This is a genomic window from Paenibacillus sp. SRL342 (assembly GCF_984798905.1).
Map to the genome: position 1 here is coordinate 3,764,818 of NZ_OZ481790.1, position 15,727 is coordinate 3,780,544.

Annotated in this window: 12 protein-coding genes; 11 read left to right on the forward strand and 1 reads right to left on the reverse strand. The window is 43.8% G+C overall.

Annotated elements, in window-relative coordinates:
- The first annotated feature begins 34 nt into the window (after positions 1-34).
- The 8 genes from AC4E8D_RS16495 (at position 35) to AC4E8D_RS16530 (ending at position 11,655) form a co-directional block, all read left to right on the forward strand.
- Positions 35-1,747, forward strand: coding sequence for a sensor histidine kinase (locus tag AC4E8D_RS16495; RefSeq protein WP_221821314.1), 1,713 nt, complete (start codon positions 35-37; stop codon positions 1,745-1,747).
- On the forward strand, positions 1,744-3,150 hold the full coding sequence (locus tag AC4E8D_RS16500) for a response regulator transcription factor (protein WP_490204957.1): 1,407 nt from the start codon (positions 1,744-1,746) through the stop codon (positions 3,148-3,150). Before AC4E8D_RS16495 ends, AC4E8D_RS16500 begins: the two co-directional genes overlap by 4 nt.
- Positions 3,151-3,401: 251 nt before the next feature.
- Positions 3,402-5,138 carry a type 2 periplasmic-binding domain-containing protein gene (locus AC4E8D_RS16505; RefSeq protein ID WP_490204958.1) on the forward strand — a complete coding sequence of 579 codons (1,737 nt, stop codon included), beginning with the start codon at positions 3,402-3,404 and terminating at the stop codon, positions 5,136-5,138.
- A 61-nt stretch (positions 5,139-5,199) separates the two neighbouring features.
- Positions 5,200-6,114, forward strand: coding sequence for an ABC transporter permease (locus tag AC4E8D_RS16510; protein ID WP_490204959.1), 915 nt, complete (start codon positions 5,200-5,202; stop codon positions 6,112-6,114).
- A gap of 13 nt (positions 6,115-6,127) precedes the next feature.
- Positions 6,128-7,021: a carbohydrate ABC transporter permease gene (locus AC4E8D_RS16515; RefSeq protein WP_490204960.1), complete on the forward strand. Its 894-nt coding sequence runs from the start codon at positions 6,128-6,130 to the stop codon at positions 7,019-7,021.
- 22 nt (positions 7,022-7,043) lie between these two features.
- Positions 7,044-8,672: a glycoside hydrolase family 13 protein gene (locus AC4E8D_RS16520; protein ID WP_490204961.1), complete on the forward strand. Its 1,629-nt coding sequence runs from the start codon at positions 7,044-7,046 to the stop codon at positions 8,670-8,672.
- Positions 8,673-8,724: 52 nt separating this feature from the next.
- Positions 8,725-10,392, forward strand: a complete 1,668-nt coding sequence (locus AC4E8D_RS16525; RefSeq protein ID WP_490204962.1) for a glycoside hydrolase family 13 protein — start codon at positions 8,725-8,727, stop codon at positions 10,390-10,392.
- A gap of 375 nt (positions 10,393-10,767) precedes the next feature.
- Positions 10,768-11,655, forward strand: a complete 888-nt coding sequence (locus tag AC4E8D_RS16530; RefSeq protein ID WP_336758054.1) for an aldo/keto reductase — start codon at positions 10,768-10,770, stop codon at positions 11,653-11,655.
- 125 nt (positions 11,656-11,780) lie between these two features.
- Here AC4E8D_RS16530 and AC4E8D_RS16535 read toward each other — a convergent pair whose 3' ends face one another.
- On the reverse strand, positions 11,781-13,541 hold the full coding sequence (locus AC4E8D_RS16535) for a methyl-accepting chemotaxis protein (protein ID WP_221821327.1): 1,761 nt from the start codon (positions 13,539-13,541) through the stop codon (positions 11,781-11,783).
- A 245-nt stretch (positions 13,542-13,786) separates the two neighbouring features.
- Between AC4E8D_RS16535 and AC4E8D_RS16540 the strand changes: the two genes are divergently transcribed.
- From AC4E8D_RS16540 to AC4E8D_RS16550, 3 genes are all read left to right on the forward strand, one after another.
- The gene (locus tag AC4E8D_RS16540) at positions 13,787-14,188 is read left to right on the forward strand and encodes a hypothetical protein (protein ID WP_221821329.1); all 402 of its coding nucleotides are present in this window, start codon (positions 13,787-13,789) and stop codon (positions 14,186-14,188) included.
- Positions 14,189-14,363: 175 nt separating this feature from the next.
- Positions 14,364-14,912, forward strand: a complete 549-nt coding sequence (locus AC4E8D_RS16545; RefSeq protein WP_221821331.1) for a PadR family transcriptional regulator — start codon at positions 14,364-14,366, stop codon at positions 14,910-14,912.
- A gap of 1 nt (position 14,913) precedes the next feature.
- Complete coding sequence (locus AC4E8D_RS16550) at positions 14,914-15,633, forward strand: CPBP family intramembrane glutamic endopeptidase (protein WP_221821333.1); 720 nt, start codon at positions 14,914-14,916, stop codon at positions 15,631-15,633.
- The last annotated feature ends 94 nt before the right edge of the window (positions 15,634-15,727 follow it).

Here is a 15,727-nt window from a genome sequence, read left to right on the forward strand (position 1 = left end):
TGCTGTTTCATTTTCAGAAGGAGAATAGGTCCCCATGACACTTAAAAAAAGAATCTTTTTACTGTTCTTTCTCAGTGCGTTTATCCCCTTTATCAGTATATTTGCGATTTCTTATTATACGATCGACTCCATTTTCGCAAATAAGATCGATGATGGTATCCGTAGCAATTTACAGCAGGCGACATCCTCATTGGAGAATTCCATCACCAATCTGAATCATGTGACGCAACAATTATCTTACAGGGGTACTTTAGGCAAAAGAATGGATGAATTCTTGAATCCGTCCTCCGATATCTTCGAACTGATTGAAGCTAGGGACGAATTAAAGAACGAGTTAAGTGTTGTCACCTTCACCAATCCTAATATCGGATTGACCCTGTATTACTTTCAAAAAGAAGGTACTACGCAGTTCGGCAACTTTCCGATTAAGGATCGTTTCTCTCCTGAGTCTCTGCCTGTGCTCTTCCAAACCTATGGCATTAAGTACTATGGCCCCCATATGAGTATGAACCGATTTGATGATCAACTCGTTCTGTCTGCTATGCGCAAAGTGCAACTATCCGAGAGGAACGACGTGTTCATTTACGTAGAATCAGGCTTTCGCCTCACTCAAGATATCTTGGGCTACAATCAATACAACGGCGCATTATCTCATCTCATCCTGGATGGTGAAGGCAACATTGTGTACAGCGAAATACCGGAAGCCATGAAGGTAGGGGAGAATTTCACCAGCTTAACGGCCGATCCTGCCAAGGACGGAATATCCCGCGGGTATCACTGGTTCAAAGAGGATTCCTCACAGAACTGGAGTGTCGTATCGGTCATTTCACAGTCTCAATATCAACAGGAGAAAAACCAGTGGTTGCTTCAAATTTTGCTGGTCGCTTTATTTTTCCTCGGCTTTACCGTTTTTCTTGCTTGGCTCCTGTGGAAGATGGTCTACAAACCTCTCGGTCTGTTCCATTCGGAGATCAATGGAATGTCCAAGAATCCACAAACAAAAGGGAGCCGAGCTCGCACTCAGATTCCCGAATTTGATTTTCTGTTGGGTGAATTTTCGAATATGCAGCATCAGATTGGTGACCTCTTCAAGGAAGTTCAGCAGAAAGAGAAGATACGTGCAGACCTGGAAGTGGAAAAACTGCTTTATCAGATTAATCCGCACTTTCTGATGAATACGCTGGATACGGTGCACTGGCTGGCGGTCATGAACGGACAAGGGGAGATCGACAAGCTGGTGCAGTCATTGAACAAGCTGCTCTATTACAATCTAGGCAAATTAGGGCAAGTATCCACCATGGAAGAGGAGATCGATGCGTTAAGACAGTATCTGATTTTGCAGCAAATTCGCTATGACTTTGAATTTGACGTCCGTATTACTGCAGATGAACAAGTGCTTCAGATTCCTGTGCCCCGTTTTATTCTGCAACCGCTGGTTGAAAATTCGTTATATCATGGATTAAGTGACGAAGGTTTTATTCAGATTGAAGTGACATGCACTTCAACGTTGAACATTATGATACAAGATAATGGCGCAGGTATGACGGAGGAAACCATTCATAATCTGCTGAACAATCGTGAAGCTGAACAACAAAAAGTAGGGATGGGCATCGGACTCAATTACGTTCACCGCATGTTGAAAGCACAGTACGGGGACCAAGCACAACTGGTGATTGAGAGTGAATTGGGAACAGGGACAAACATACTGCTCGTATTGCCTATTAAAGGAGAAGATATCTCGGCATGATTAAGGTATTGATTGTAGATGATGATAAGTTGGTACGCAAAGGCATTAGCTCTGCGATGCCATGGAACGAGTTCAACATGGAGGTTGTAGGAGAGGCCAGCAACGGGGCGAAAGCGCTGGATTTCCTAAAAACCCAACCGGTCGATCTGATGCTAACGGATCTTGCGATGCCCGTCATGTCAGGGATTGAACTGATGCGAGCTGCGAGGCAGCTCTATCCCGAACTTCATATCGTTGTGTTAACACTACATCAGGATTTCGATTATATCCAGGAAGCGCTACGACTCGGAGCCATCGATTATATAGCCAAAGTGCAGCTGGAGAAAGAGCAATTCGAACATGTTCTGCAACGGATACACACCCGAATTAACGGGTTGACAAGCACGATAAGGAAGATGCCTTCGCAGAATGAAGTCAATTTCCATTATCGAAATGTGTATGCACTTGTTTCACAGGATCGTAAATCAGAACATAAGTGGCCAATGGAGCTAACTGCGCATGAAGACGAGATAAGGTGGGAGGTTGAGCGTAATAGCTGCATGTGGGCTGCACCCCCGTCCCTAGAAGATCAACTAATTCAGCAATTGAAGGAATGCCTGCATCAAGTTCACCATAGTACGTTGTTGGTTTTGTCTGATATACAAGAGCGAACATGGTCGCAAATCAAAAACTGGATTAGGAATTATACAGAGACGACTTTATTCTATGCGTACAACCCCAATAACCAAGTCATTGCCGTTTCGATGAATGAGGAAGACACAGGTTCAAAAGAACCGCAGGATGAGGACCTTGATCGGATTAAGCAAAGTTGGTTCCAGACACCATGGACCCACCATGACAGTTACTACAATCAACTTATTGACCAGTTTATATCCTTACGATTACATAAAGGTCAGTTGATGGGATTGCTGTACTCGATCGTAATGGAGTGGAACCGTATTTTTGCCCAAACTACGCTTGGAAGAATCTCGATGATCCATTCTTTCGAGTCTTGGTACGAGGTTGAAGAATGGATCAAACAGATTGCTGCAAGCATTCGAAAGGCAGATGAACAGACTTCGTATTCACAGGAAATCATCGATGCCGTGAAAAAAGCGGTGATGATCATGCAGCATGATTTGGAGCAGGCCTATACAGCTTCAGGTCTCTCCCAACAACTCAACATCAGCCGAAGTTATTTCAGTCAATGTTTCAAAGATCTAATGGGGAAAACCTTTAATGAGTACTCCCGATTCATCCGGGTAGAGAAATCCAAAGAGTACTTGCTCAATACGAATAATACGATTTTCTGGATTGCGGAGCGAGTGGGTTATACGGATGAAAAATATTTCAGCCGGATTTTCCGCGAACTGACAGGTCTTCTGCCAAGCGAATATCGGCAGCTAGGTAGAGGAAATAAATAGCCGACAGTTTCCTGTTTAGGAGCTGCCGGCTTTTGTTTTTGATCGAGAATAGGGGTAGATAGACAAATGTTGGTCAGTAGGTAGGGTAAATGATCACAAGTTAACCATACTTATTAATACAGACTGAAAACTGTAACCATTTCTCTATCCAAACGGACGTGTTATCCCTATCTCGATTAGCCTCCACTTCATTTTATAATGAAAGCGCAAACAAATATATTGAACATCAGAATAAAGGGGAATCGAACTAGATGAGAACAAAATGGTCTATGAAAAGCAACCGGTTGACGAAGCGTCTCGCTGTGCTGTCCATGTCTGCCTTGATGGTTGCAGCCCTAGCGGCATGTGGAGACTCTTCCAATCCTCCTACTGCAGAGGAAGCAGGCAAATATGAGGTGACGCCGGGAGATCCGTTCAGTGCCTATAAAGACGAAATCACCGTAACCATGGGACGAGTAACCACAGCCAACCCAAAACTGCCGGCTGGAGATACCTATGAGAATAATGCGTATACCCGGCTGGTCAAAGACACGTTTAACGCCAAGATTACAGATCAATTTGAAGCCAATGGCGAAGATTATAGCCGTCAAGTTTCACTCGCCATCGCATCCGGGGAATTGCCTGACATGATGCGCGTCGATTCCAAAGACGAACTGAAAGAATTGGTGGATAATGACCTGATTGAGGATCTGACGTCCATTTACGATCAATATGCCACAGATAACATCAAGCAGATGTACGATTCCTATGATGGACGGGCATTAGACAATGCAACAATCGATGGACGTTTGATGGGCCTTCCGGCGACTTCCCTGGATTCCGCACCAACGATGGTTTGGGTCCGTCAAGATTGGTTGGATCTGCTGGGGATTCAACTTGATGCAGACGGAGATGGCGCCATTTCACTGAATGAAGTGGAGCAAACAGCGCTGGAATTCCTGAAAAGAGATCCTGGCCAATCCGGAAACCCGGTAGGCATTCCATTTGTGAACACGATGAATACAACAGATTATAATGGCTCTGCTTATACGATGCTGGGTGTGGCCTCAACCGAGGGAGCCTACCCGCAATATTGGATGAATGGTGAAGACGGCAAAATCGTGTACGGTTCCACAACAGAAGAAACAAAGAAAATGCTGGGTACCATGGCGGATTGGTTCAAGAATGGCATCATGGACCCGCAATTTGGAACCCGCACGTTTGATGATATTACTGCACTCTACGCCAATGGGCAAAGCGGCATCGCCTTTGGACCGTGGCATATCCCTGACTGGGGACTGATTAGTGCGAAGCAGATGGATAAAAATGCGAAATTCTCAGCTTATACGTTAGAGGATGCAAACGGCAAGGTCAACGTGGCGCATGCCAACCCATCCAATCAGTTTATCGTGGTGAGAAAAGGATATGAACACCCTGAACTGGCCGTTAAGATTGTAAACCTGTTCTACGATAAACTGGCCAATGATAAAGATGTTGCAACAACCATGCCGGAAGCTGCCAAGTATCAGGAGACTGGGGTAGACGGTTCCACGAGACCTTTTAATATCGAAGTCAATTCGGCTACATCGCTGCTGGATGATTACTCTGATGTGGTTCGCGGAATCAAAGGAGAAATTCCCCTGGATGAGGTTCGAACAACCGAATCGAAGAACAACATTGGAAGCATCAAAACCTATTTGAGTGACATGGATACGGATGATGTGACTGCTTGGTCAAAATATCATTCGCGGATCAACGGAGTGGGACTAATCGACAAACTGACACAAGAAAGCAAATTTGTATGGATGACACCTGCTTTCTCTGGCACTACACCAAGCATGAAACAGACGTGGGCCAATCTGACGAAGTTGGAACAGGAATCGTTTATCAAAATCATAACGGGTTCAGAACCGCTCGATTACTTCGATACATTCGTGAGCAACTGGAAAAAACAGGGTGGTGATCAAGTCATTCAGGAAATTGAAGACGAGATCGCATCGAAACAATAATATCCATGAACAGTGGAAGGGCTGCGATACGCAGCCTTTCTTCAACGAAAGGGGTTCATCCATGAAACAGGGGAATTTGAAAGCGCGAGGGCGGCTCGGCCCAGGTGCCATGTACCATATGATGATGATTCCGGGCATTTTGTTTTTGCTTGTATTCAGCTATGTTCCAATGGTCGGTATCATTACAGCGTTTCAGGACTATATACCGGCCAAGGGCATGTTCGGCTCTGAATTTGTAGGCTTGAAGCATTTTATGTATATGTTCAAGCTGCCGGATATCGCGCAGGTCGTCAGCAATACGTTGGTGATTGCGATTGGCAAGATTCTTCTTGGAACGATGATGGCCATCATTTTTTCCGTTTTATTAAATGAAATTCGTATCAAATACGTTAAAAAATCCGTGCAGACGATTGTTTATCTGCCACACTTTCTATCCTGGGTTGTACTGGCATCCGTTGTTGTCAACATGTTCAGTCTGGATGGCATTGTGAATCAAATATTGGCGTTCTTTGGCCTTGAAAATATTAATTTCCTTGGCAGCAACACCTGGTTCCAGCCACTGATTATCGGTACAGACGTATGGAAAGAGTTTGGTTACAGTTCCATCGTTTATCTGGCTGCGATCACATCGATTGATCCCGGTCTGTATGAAGCGGCAGGAATGGATGGAGCCAGTTGGTGGAGAAAAGTGTGGCATATTACATTGCCAGGCATGCTACCTATTATTCTGCTCATGGGCGTAATGAGTCTGACCAACATTTTGAGCGCCGGTTTCGACCAAGTCTATAATCTGTATAACCCGGTTGTCTACGAGTCAGGCGACATTCTGGATACCTATGTTTATCGGATCGGTCTCGTTGGACGACAGTATAGCTTCGGTACAGCTGTTGGTTTGTTCAAGTCCGTAATCGGCATTGTGTTGCTCTTGTCTGCCAACCAGTTGGCCAAAAAATATACGGATCGAAAAATATTCTAAGGAGGCCAAACCTGTGTCCTATTCTTCAAACTTCAAAGATCGAATTGGCCGGTTTGTCATCTATGCCATCGTCATCATGCTGGCATTGGTCTGCCTTCTTCCGTTATGGAATATCGTCGCCATTTCATTCAGCAGCAGCGAGGCGGTATCCGCGAATGCTGTAGGTCTCGTTCCGGTCAATTTTACAACAGCGGCTTATACCAAAATTATTGATGATGCACAGTTCTGGCGTTCCTTTGGCATATCTGTTTTGCGTGTCGCGCTCACCCTTGTGCTTAACATGATTTTGATTATTTTGATGGCTTATCCGCTATCCAAATCAAAAAGAGATTTTAAAGGCAGAAACATTTATATGAATATCATGATTTTTGCCATGTTGTTCAGCGGAGGCATGATTCCGAGTTACCTGCTGATCAAAAACCTGGACATGCTGAATACGATATGGGCACTCGTTCTGCCAGGCGCTGTCCCCATATTCAGTGTCATCCTCGTGATGAATTTCTTCTCCGCTGTACCTAAAGCGCTTGAAGAGGCAGCATTCATCGATGGGGCGAATCCGCTTCAGGTCTTGTTCAAAGTGTATGTCCCTGTGTCCATTCCTGCGCTGGCGACAGTTGCCTTATTCAGTATCGTGGGTACATGGAATGACTTCTTCAGTGGTTTGATCTATATGACCAAAGTCAGCAATTACCCGCTAATGACCTATATTCAGTCCCTTAATGTGAATATTGCCGATTTGCTTCAAGCCGGCACGAATTCCAGCGAACTCAGCAACCTGACTGAAATTTCGAACAAAAACCTGAACGCAGCCAAAATCGTAGTTGCTGTTATCCCGCTATTACTGATTTATCCCTTGCTGCAAAAATACTTTGTGACTGGCATTGTTGTAGGATCGGTCAAAGAATAACATTAGAAAGGTTGAATGGAACATGGAAAATAAAAAATGGTGGAAAGAAACCGTTGTATATCAAATATACCCACGCAGCTTTCAAGATCGAAACGGTGATGGAATCGGAGACTTGGAGGGCATTGTGTCCCGATTGGATTATTTGCAGCAACTCGGCATTGGTGCGATCTGGTTATCACCTGTCTGCAAGTCCCCTCAAGATGATTACGGATATGATATTTCAGATTATCAGGACATCGATCCGATGTTTGGGTCTTTGGAAGATATGGAAACGTTAATTCTTGAAGCCAAGAAACGTGACATTCGGATCATTATGGACTTGGTGTTGAACCATACCTCGGATGAACACCCCTGGTTCCAAGAAGCCAAAAAAGGTAAAGACAATCCGTACCATGACTACTACGTCTGGAGAGATGGCGTGGAAGGAACACCTCCGAACGACTTGGGGTCCACCTTCGGTGGTTCAGCCTGGGAATGGGTGCCTGAGATCGGGCAATATTATTTGCATCTATTTTCCGTAAAACAGCCAGATCTCAACTGGGAAAACCCCAAAGTCCGGCAGGAAATATACAACATGATCAATTGGTGGATCGAAAAGGGTGTGGGTGGTTTTCGACTTGATGTAATCGACTTAATCGGTAAAGAACCGGATTTGAAGATTACGGGAAACGGACCTAATCTGCATAAATACATCAGGGAACTGAGCAAGGAGACGTTTCAAAAAGCAGAAGACCTGCTTACGGTTGGAGAAACATGGGGCGCCACTCCGGAAATCGCCAAACTGTACAGCAATCCAGACGGCAGTGAGTTTTCAATGGTCTTTCAATTTGAACACATCAGTTTGGATGAACAAGATGGCAAAGGAAAGTGGGATCTTAAACCTTTGGATGTGATGGCATTAAAAAAAGTGCTGTCCAAGTGGCAAACGGAGCTTAAGGGTGATGCCTGGAACAGTCTATTCTGGAACAACCACGATTTGCCACGTATCGTGTCACGTTGGGGAAATGATGGAGAATTCAGAGTTGAATCGGCTAAAATGTTGGCGACCCTTCTTCATGGCATGCAAGGTACGCCTTACATATATCAAGGTGAAGAGCTGGGGATGACGAATGTTCAATATTCGATCGAGGATTATCGGGATATTGAATTGCTCAACTTTTATAAGGAAAGAATGGGGAAAGGTTATCCTGAACAAAGCGTGATGGAGTCGATCTACGCCAAGGGACGTGATAATGCACGCACACCTATGCAATGGGATACTTCCGATAACGCTGGTTTTACACGAGGGGAACCTTGGATTAAGGTAAATCCAAATTATACGTATATCCATGCAGAGGAAAGTTTGAATGACCCTGAATCCATATTCCATTATTACCGGAAGTTAATTCAATTACGAAAAGATCATGAAGTCATCGTATATGGTGATTATAAGCTGATCTTTCCAGAGAACCCAGACGTGTTTGCATACACCCGAACGCTGAATGGTACTACAATTCTTGTGTTATGCAATTTCCAGGGATATACGACTGAACTCCCGCTTCAGGAGCAATTGACAGGGACCCATCAGCTTTTGATAGCTAACTATACAGGTGAACTCTCGGAGAGCGAATTACGTCCATATGAAGCAAGAATGTACGTTATTCATAATTAAAGCATAATACGTTATATAATGTTCAGTTCTCAAGAAAGAAGGATTGTATTCAATGAAAAGAGTATGGTGGAAAGAGGCAGTAGCTTATCAAATCTATCCGAGAAGTTTTATGGATTCCAACGGAGATGGGGTTGGTGACATTAAGGGGATCATCTCAAAACTGGATTATATTCAAGATCTCGGTATTGATCTGATATGGATCTGTCCGATGTATAAGTCACCTAACGACGATAATGGGTATGACATCAGCAATTACTGTTCCATTATGGATGAATTCGGCACGATGGCGGACTTTGATCAATTACTGAATGAAGTGCATCACCGCGGCATGAAACTCATTATGGACTTGGTGATTAATCATACAAGTGACGAACACCCGTGGTTTATTGAATCCAGAGCTTCGCTGGATAACCCCAAACGGGATTGGTACATCTGGAGAGATGGGAAGAATGGAGATGAACCAAATAACTGGGAGAGCATCTTTGGCGGTTCTGTTTGGGAATATGATGAAGTCTCCGGACAGTACTATCTCCATCTATTCTCCAAAAAACAACCAGACTTGAATTGGGCAAATCAGGAGGTTCGGAAATCCATATATGAAATGATGAATTGGTGGCTGGATAAAGGGATTGATGGTTTTCGTGTGGATGCAATCAGCCATATTCACAAAGAAGAGGGTCTCTTGGACATGCCAATAAGAGAAGGCGTCAAGTACATCTCCTCTTTTGAAAAGCATATGAATGTGAAGGGAATCCAGAATTATCTGCAAGAAATGAAAGAGAACACATTATCCAGATATGACGTCGTGACTGTTGGGGAAGCAAATGGAGTAAAGGTAGAGGACCAAGAAGATCTGCTGGATTGGATCTGTGAAGTCAGAGGGAAATTTAATATGGTCTTTCAATTCGAACATCTGGACCTTTGGAAAAACAGCACAGACAGGCAACTGGATGTTCCCAAACTGAAAAACGTCTTGACCAAGTGGCAAAAATCACTGGAAGGCGTCGGTTGGAATGCTTTGTTTATTGAAAATCATGATCAACCTCGCAAAGTTTCATCTTGGGGAAATGATAAAGAGTATTGGTATGAAAGTGCCACAGCACTTGGAGCCATGTACTTTTTCATGCAAGGCACCCCATTCATCTACCAGGGGCAAGAGATAGGCATGACAAATGTGTCTTTCCCTTCCATAGAGGACTATAACGATATCGCCGACCAGAATTTATATCAGATCAAACGTGAAGAGGGGATGTCGCATGAGGAGATCATGAACATCATCTGGGCTTCGAGTCGTGATAACTCCAGAACGCCGATGCAATGGTCCTCGGCCAAAGAGGCAGGGTTTACCAGTGGTACGCCATGGCTGAAAGTGAATGACAATTACATCCATATTAACGTAGAGAAACAACTCCAGGAACAACGTTCCATTCTTCAATTTTATAAACTAATGATTCAGCTGCGAAAAGAGCACGATACGTTGACTTATGGTATTTATGAGCTTCATATGCCGGATCATCCGAGTGTATATGCATATACACGTACACTGGCAGACCAACAGGTGCTGGTAGTAATCAATCTTACTGAACACATGGTGGAGCTTGAGGAAGATGAGCTTGGCCTCAACTTCTCAGAGATCTGGCTTACCAACTATGAGAATGGCTTGCTGCCGCTGGTGTTGCGACCGTTTGAAACTATTGTTGGATTAAGCGATAAAGTATAAATCTGATGTTCCTACAGGTATCCAATGAAGCAAACAGAGAATTCACTCTCTAATTTCTGACATCAAGCAAGTGGACCCCTTAGAAAAGGTATTGGAATCAGTGCCGCTTATCCAATGAATTTCTAAGGGGCTTTATTTGTTATGCCTTCAGCCAGCGGAGAGCGTGAAACGAGTGAAGCCAAGTCATTTTTCTTTAAAGGGGATACATTAAGTCAACCTTTAAATTTGAGAGGGTTCTTCTTGCGTATACCGACGAGCATACCTCAGATTGATAATTTGTTAATTATCCTTTATTATGAAAGCGTTATCGTAAATTGAATACTTATTTTTCCATTCGGTCAATTGACCAACATATTAAACCTCGAGGTGAGTAGCATGAAGTACAGAAGATTGGGCAAAACCGAGCTGGATGTATCCGTCGTAGGTGTGGGCACCTGGCAGTTTGGCGGGGACTGGGGTAAAGACTATACTCAGAAGGAAGTCGATGATATTCTTTACCGTGCCAAAGAGCTTGGTATTAATTTGATTGATACAGCGGAATGTTACGGACCTCACCATATGTCGGAAAACTTTATCGGCGATTTTATGTCCCGTGACCGGCGTGAGGATTGGGTGATCGCATCGAAGTTTGGTCATCAATGGCATGATCACTGGACCAATGCCTGGAGTGTGGATCAGATCCGTGTACAACTGGAAGAATCCCTGAAAGCCCTAAGAACAGATTATATCGATTTGTATCAGTTCCATTCCGGATCAGATGAGGCGTTTGATAACGACGAGCTGTGGACCATGCTGGACAAGCAGGTACAGGCCGGTAAAATTCGAAATCTTGGTATCTCCATTGGCAGCAACGATAATCTGCATCAGACGAGCAAGGCTAGTGAGTTAAACGCGAAGGCAATACAGGTCGTATATAACCGTCTGGACCAGAAGCCCGAGGAGAGGGTATTCCCGTCATGTCAGGAGCAGGACCTTGGTGTGCTTGCAAGAGTCCCACTGGCCAGCGGCTATCTGAGCGGTAAGTACAAGCCGGGCGCCGTGTTCAATGACAATGTCAGAAAGGGACGCGAGCGTCAAGAGATCGATGAGAAACTGCAGCTGGTAAGTGAAATCCAGAAGAATGAAGTCCCTGAAGGGGTCGACATGGCCTCGTGGGCCCTTGCCTGGTGTCTGAAGCATCCAGCCGTTAGCTGCGTCATTCCAGGATGCAAAAGTCCGGAGCAGGTTGAAGCGAACGCCCGGGCTGCAGATCTGGAATTATAAGCGAGCTTGATTGGTGTAGCTTGCTGAGGGCAATATAATCGTGGATTAAAGTGAGTTAAAAAGGAGAAAGCAGCCGACCAAAGTATAAGGGGTCGGCTGCTTTTTTTGACCTGGAAGAATCATAATTAATATTTAAATTGAATCGTCAAACGCTCTAACTTTTGAGACATTTCCTGCAAGGTTGTGGATAAACTCGTGATTTGCTCCATGGAAGCCAGTTGTTCTTCTGAAGAAGCAGCTATATTTTGGGAGTTGTCTGCAGCTTGAAGTGCTAGATTGGAGACTTGCTCCTGGCCCGCTGTGATTTCTTGGACGCTTGCCGTGATCTGCTGTGTAACGCTGGCAAGTTCCTCCGTTTGTTGGGCGATAAAGTTGGTAGACTCTACGATTTTGTTAAACTGTTGTTCCGTCTCATTAGCAATCTGTATGCCGGAGTCAACGTCCTGTTTAACTCGATTCAACGTTTTGAGCGATTGTTCGATATCTGTACGCATATCTTGAATCAACGTAGAAATCTGCCCGGATGACTGGTTCGATTGTTCAGCAAGTTTTCTCACTTCAGCAGCTACTACGGAGAAACCGCGTCCTTCTTCGCCTGCACGGGCTGCCTCAATCGAAGCGTTCAAAGCAAGAAGATTCGTCTGCTTCGCAATATCCGTAATTGCAATGAGCATCGTACCGATCTGCTGGCTACGTTCATCTAGCATTCTCATAACTACATCCGTTTCATTAACCGACTTGTTGATCAGATTCATTTGCTTCGCCGTATGCTCTACGGCTGTACCACCTATGTTCGCGAGTTCCATCGCATCAACAGAAGAATCGGCAATGGTTGATGAGCTTTCCGAAATTCGCTGGATCCCGATCGATATTTCCTCGAGTGAGTTGGTTGCCCGTTGAAGCATCATTTGTTGCTCTTGTGCACCGGCTGCAGATTCTTGGATGGAAATGGTGATATTCTCAGTTGCCTGACTGGTGTGCTCCGCACCAAGAGTCAACTCTTTGGAAGATGAGGCTACCTGCTTGGTAGAGAGATCGACTTGACTAATAAGCGTTCTCATGTTTTTAATCATATGATTAAAGTCCTGTGAAAGCTCACCGATCTCATCTTTGGACTTCATCTTAACTTCTTCAACGGTTAGGTCACCGTCCGCAACGGATTTCAATCGCTTAGCGACCATAAGGATCGGCTTCGTTAGGCGTCCTGAGATGATGCTAACGATAATGGAACCAAGAACAACCGCCACAGCCATAATTATAAGAACAAGATACAATACTTGTGTGGCACCACTGTTAAACTCACTTAAGTAGGCACCCGAACCGATGATCCATCCCCAATGCGGGTCCATTTCAACATATGAAACTTTCGTTTCTACCTCACCTGTATCCGGTAGAGCCCACTTGTAGGTGACAAATCCGCCTCCGGCTGTTCCAACATTAACGAGCTCTTTTCCCAAATATACGCCATCTTCTGTAACGACATCTGTCAAATCCTGACCTTCATTTGAAGGATTCATTACGGAATGTGCATCTTTGCCAACAGCCCATGGATATCCTGTTTCCCCTACAGTATATTCACTTTTTACAGGCCGCTTATTATCTGCATTCTTTTCACCGAGCAGTTCTACGCGGAGCTTTTCCTGCGCTTGCTCCAATGTTAAACTTCCATTCTCTACCTGCTCGTTGAGGAGATTAATCATACCAATGACCATTCGGACACTATTTTCAAGTGCGGCCTTACCGGATTCATTCATTTCATTTTTTGAAACGGTATAAGAACTGAACCCTATTACGATTGTGGGCACGATAAGTATAACCAAGCACAAAGAAACTAACTTAGCCCTTAACGTTCTCATTTTTAGAATGGATCCTATCTTTGTTTTCACTTCAGTTCCCCCTAAGTATGTCAATGTACAGATCTAACTCAGAACCTGATAGTTAAAATTTAAATTAAATCTGTACCTAATATATCGAAAAAAGAGGAGCTAAAATGAAGTCTTTGAGCGATGAAAATCTCTGTAAACGAACTCGACCTTTTGTCTGCGATGTTTCATAAAACAAAGGTAAACAAATACTTTTTGTTGTATAATGATGGTAAAATATACAGGTGATATGATAGGAGCGAGGGATTTTGCACAGAAAGATTAAGATTAACCTTTTTTACTTAGCTGCTGGGATTTATCTGGGTATCGCCGTTGCAGCATTTGTTCCATGGATTGAGATTGGTTTGAAAATAACGGCATATTCAAGCATCATCGCACTATTAATAACGATCTATGACTCTTCTAAGGTTAGCCTTAGAATAACCTCACAAGAAGGCAATTTGCGTAAGCAAAGAATTCATTATGTATTTATGTTAGCTATGAAAGTGTTAATGATAGTATCACCATTCGTTCTTTTGTTCTGGATCAATTATGAGGATGATGAAGAAGTAATAGCCAAGATAAGTAATTACGTAACCTTTGCTGCAATTGGAATTGTGTTTTTTACAAGAGGCATGGAATTAAAAGGTTTAAGCAGCACTCAAAAATGATTTGAGGCATGTTGCATTATTATAGATAGGAAGGGGTGTTACCTTACGGTAATCACTCCTTTTTGTATTGTAGAACAGAATGAAAGATATCTAAAAATGAATTGTAATCTTCATCCTAATGGAGTAATATGCTAATTGTATATATCTCAAAGATATATTTTGAATGGGAGGGCATATGAAAAGAATCAATACCACCCACTTTGCGATTCTCGGCTTGCTTCGTGTGAAGCCCATGAGCGCATATGAGCTTGTTAAGTTTTCGAAGGAGAGCATCGGCCTTTTTTGGAACGAATCGTATGGACATATTCATAAGAGTATCAAACAATTGCAGTTAGAAGGCTCAGTTTCGGTGATAGAAGAAGCGAAGACGGGGAGACGTAAAATTGTCTACGGCATTACAGAGCAAGGATGTGACCAACTTGATTCCTGGCTGGCTCTGCCACCTGAAGAACCCGTAATGAGAAACGAACTGCTGATGAAGCTTTTTGTCTCCGATGAACGTCATATCCCGCAACTCATCACTTTTCTTGAAGAGGAATTAACAGCTAACGAACAGCTCATCACGATGTTGGCAGGAATTAAAGCGAGTGTTCCTAAAGGGAAAAGCAAGCAAGCCCAGCTCTGGTTGTTAACCCTGGACTATGGGGAGAGATATCTTCGGATGACTACGGAATGGTGTCAGCATGCGCTGGAAACCTTAAGTCATCCAAACAAGGGAGAATAAAATGAATAAAAAACGATCCACCCTCATTCCCATCCTATTGATCACGATCGTGGTGGTTGCCTGCGCACCTCTCCTGTTATGGTTTAGAAGTAGTCCGCTTCTCCCATTAAAGGTCTTCGACAGCGATGTATACAACCTGGAGATTAGTTATCAAATTACGGTGTTGTTATTAGCTGTTATTGTGATTGGCATTGTATACGTGTTGGCAGGTAAGGGGGGACTTAGGTATTTAAATCTGAAAAAGCGAGATGGAAAAATTCGGCCCGAACCGTGGATCGGCATTAAGCCGAAAGAAAAAGAGACATGGAAACACTTAGGTCTAAATTTTGCGGTCATCATTACGTTGGTAACATCTGTCGTTATCTACTTCCAAGTGGTGCACGGCGAAAGCGTAAGACTGGAGCTGTATCCCGGTGTTGTCCTCATCCTTGTGTTTGCACTAATGAATGCTTTTTCTGAAGAAATCATCTTTCGGTTTTCATTTGTTGCCGTTGTAGGTAAATATGGTTTGTCTTCGTATGTAGCTCAAGGACTGGCCGCTGCAATCTTTGGCGCCGTTCATTATTTTGGACATCCAGGCGGGATAGCAGGTGTAATTATGGCAGCGTTTATCGGATGGTTTTTAGCCAAATCGATGTTAGAAACGAAAGGATTCTTCTGGGCGCTGACGATTCATTTCTTGCAGGATGTTCTTATTTTTAGTGCCTTATTTATGAAGTAGCTGGGCTTGGGAGCTCATACCAAAAGTTAACCGCCCATTAAAAGGCGGTTAACTTAATCCATTGGCTATTCCTCTATAGGTGTTTCTCATAAAT

Excerpts from the sequence above, each read along its gene's own strand:
- AC4E8D_RS16495 (WP_221821314.1), top strand. The coding sequence starts at position 35 with ATGACACTTAAAAAAAGAATCTTTTTACTGTTCTTTCTCAGTGCGTTT.
- AC4E8D_RS16500 (WP_490204957.1), top strand. The coding sequence starts at position 1,744 with ATGATTAAGGTATTGATTGTAGATGATGATAAGTTGGTACGCAAAGGC.
- AC4E8D_RS16505 (WP_490204958.1), top strand. The coding sequence starts at position 3,402 with ATGAGAACAAAATGGTCTATGAAAAGCAACCGGTTGACGAAGCGTCTC.
- AC4E8D_RS16510 (WP_490204959.1), top strand. The coding sequence starts at position 5,200 with ATGAAACAGGGGAATTTGAAAGCGCGAGGGCGGCTCGGCCCAGGTGCC.
- AC4E8D_RS16520 (WP_490204961.1), top strand. The coding sequence starts at position 7,044 with ATGGAAAATAAAAAATGGTGGAAAGAAACCGTTGTATATCAAATATAC.
- AC4E8D_RS16525 (WP_490204962.1), top strand. The coding sequence starts at position 8,725 with ATGAAAAGAGTATGGTGGAAAGAGGCAGTAGCTTATCAAATCTATCCG.
- AC4E8D_RS16530 (WP_336758054.1), top strand. The coding sequence starts at position 10,768 with ATGAAGTACAGAAGATTGGGCAAAACCGAGCTGGATGTATCCGTCGTA.
- AC4E8D_RS16545 (WP_221821331.1), top strand. The coding sequence starts at position 14,364 with ATGAAAAGAATCAATACCACCCACTTTGCGATTCTCGGCTTGCTTCGT.
- AC4E8D_RS16550 (WP_221821333.1), top strand. The coding sequence starts at position 14,914 with ATGAATAAAAAACGATCCACCCTCATTCCCATCCTATTGATCACGATC.